Source organism: Imtechella halotolerans (genome assembly GCF_028743515.2).
Taxonomy (GTDB): Bacteria; Bacteroidota; Bacteroidia; order Flavobacteriales; family Flavobacteriaceae; genus Imtechella; species Imtechella halotolerans.
Genome location: NZ_CP117969.2, coordinates 1 through 2,500 on the forward strand (window position 1 = coordinate 1; position 2,500 = coordinate 2,500).

The following is a 2,500-nucleotide window of genomic DNA, read 5'->3' on the forward strand; positions in this document are numbered from 1 at the left end:
GGGTTTAAAAAAAATTTCAAAAAAAGCTTGTCAGAATAAAAAAGAGTATTACTTTTGCAGCCGCTTTGATAGGGAAGTGAAAGTTCATTGAGTGCTTGATTTTATTGGTGATGAGAGGTTTTGAGGAGTTTAAAAAAAATTTCAAAAAAAGTTTGTCAAAATAAAAAAGAGTGTTACTTTTGCACCCGCTTTGATACGGAAGCGCAATTAATAAAGAAATAAAGTTCATTGATATATTGTTAACAGCACCAAGATTACTTCGGTAAAATTGGAAAAAAGATTTAAGCAAATCCTTGAGTAGAGACTATTTATTGTATGTTTTATATTATATAAAGATTAACGATGAAGAGTTTGATCCTGGCTCAGGATGAACGCTAGCGGCAGGCCTAACACATGCAAGTCGAGGGGTAGAGGTTACTTGTAACCTTGAGACCGGCGCACGGGTGCGTAACGCGTATGCAATCTACCTTGTACAGAGGGATAGCCCAGAGAAATTTGGATTAATACCTCATAGTGTATAGATATGGCCTCATATTTATACTAAAGCTTCGGCGGTACAAGATGAGCATGCGTCCCATTAGCTAGTTGGTATGGTAACGGCATACCAAGGCAACGATGGGTAGGGGTCCTGAGAGGGAGATCCCCCACACTGGTACTGAGACACGGACCAGACTCCTACGGGAGGCAGCAGTGAGGAATATTGGGCAATGGTCGGAAGACTGACCCAGCCATGCCGCGTGCAGGAAGACGGCCCTATGGGTTGTAAACTGCTTTTGTATGGGAAGAATAAGGCCTACGTGTAGGTTGATGACGGTACCATGCGAATAAGCATCGGCTAACTCCGTGCCAGCAGCCGCGGTAATACGGAGGATGCAAGCGTTATCCGGAATCATTGGGTTTAAAGGGTCCGTAGGCGGGCTTGTAAGTCAGAGGTGAAAGTTTGCGGCTCAACCGTAAAATTGCCTTTGATACTGCTAGTCTTGAATAATTGTGAAGTGGTTAGAATATGTAGTGTAGCGGTGAAATGCATAGATATTACATAGAATACCGATTGCGAAGGCAGATCACTAACAATTTATTGACGCTGATGGACGAAAGCGTGGGGAGCGAACAGGATTAGATACCCTGGTAGTCCACGCCGTAAACGATGGATACTAGCTGTTCGGCGCAAGCTGAGTGGCTAAGCGAAAGTGATAAGTATCCCACCTGGGGAGTACGTTCGCAAGAATGAAACTCAAAGGAATTGACGGGGGCCCGCACAAGCGGTGGAGCATGTGGTTTAATTCGATGATACGCGAGGAACCTTACCAGGGCTTAAATGTAGATTGACAGGTTTAGAGATAGACTTTCCTTCGGGCAATTTACAAGGTGCTGCATGGTTGTCGTCAGCTCGTGCCGTGAGGTGTCAGGTTAAGTCCTATAACGAGCGCAACCCCTGTGGTTAGTTACCAGCACATAATGGTGGGGACTCTAGCCAGACTGCCGGTGCAAACCGTGAGGAAGGTGGGGATGACGTCAAATCATCACGGCCCTTACGTCCTGGGCCACACACGTGCTACAATGGCAAGTACAGAGAGCAGCCACTGGGTGACCAGGAGCGAATCTATAAAGCTTGTCTCAGTTCGGATCGAAGTCTGCAACTCGACTTCGTGAAGCTGGAATCGCTAGTAATCGGATATCAGCCATGATCCGGTGAATACGTTCCCGGGCCTTGTACACACCGCCCGTCAAGCCATGGAAGCTGGGGGTACCTGAAGTCGGTGACCGCAAGGAGCTGCCTAGGGTAAAACTAGTAACTGGGGCTAAGTCGTAACAAGGTAGCCGTACCGGAAGGTGCGGCTGGAACACCTCCTTTCTAGAGCAATAGCAGTAAATATGTTATGTGCTCGAGTGATTTGCTTAAGCTGTTAATAATCAATACAGAGTCTCGTAGCTCAGCTGGTTAGAGTACTACACTGATAATGTAGGGGTCGGCAGTTCGAGTCTGCCCGGGACTACAACAAGTACTTATAGTGATATAGGTATACGTTCATAAAAAGATATTGAAGGAAATTCTGGAAGTTGAGGATTGAATTATAAATTCAACATTCATAATTCAACATTCGCTTTAAGAAGGAATGGGGGATTAGCTCAGCTGGCTAGAGCGCCTGCCTTGCACGCAGGAGGTCATCGGTTCGACTCCGATATTCTCCACTAGGGTTATGAAGGTATGTACGAGAAAGTAAATACTGGAGCCGAAACGTTCATTGACATATTGAGATAAAGAGAAATACGAGAAAAACGCATATAGAAAGTATAGAAAGAAGAATGCATACCATAGGTATGTATTCAACACAAAAAGCAATAAGCTAATTAAGGGCGTATGGGGGATGCCTAGGCTCTCAGAGGCGAAGAAGGACGTGATAAGCTGCGAAAAGCATCGGGGATTGGCACATACGAATTGATCCGATGATATCCGAATGGGGCAACCCACTATGTTGAAGACATAGTATCCGCAAGG

General features: G+C 45.4%; 2 tRNA genes and 2 rRNA genes (1 of these 4 cut by a window edge). All 4 read left to right on the top strand.

The features are described 5' to 3' along the window. Positions 1–339 precede the first annotated feature (339 nt). Positions 340–1,855, top strand: a 16S ribosomal RNA gene (locus PT603_RS00005). 68 nt (positions 1,856–1,923) lie between these two features. Further along, positions 1,924–1,997, top strand: a tRNA-Ile gene (locus PT603_RS00010). Between the two features lie 122 nt (positions 1,998–2,119). After that, a tRNA-Ala gene (locus PT603_RS00015) sits at positions 2,120–2,193 on the top strand. 148 nt (positions 2,194–2,341) lie between these two features. Continuing rightward, positions 2,342–2,500: ribosomal RNA gene (locus PT603_RS00020) — 23S ribosomal RNA — on the top strand; it runs 2,663 nt beyond the window's last position. Together the 16S and 23S rRNA genes with 2 tRNA genes alongside form the textbook arrangement of a ribosomal RNA operon.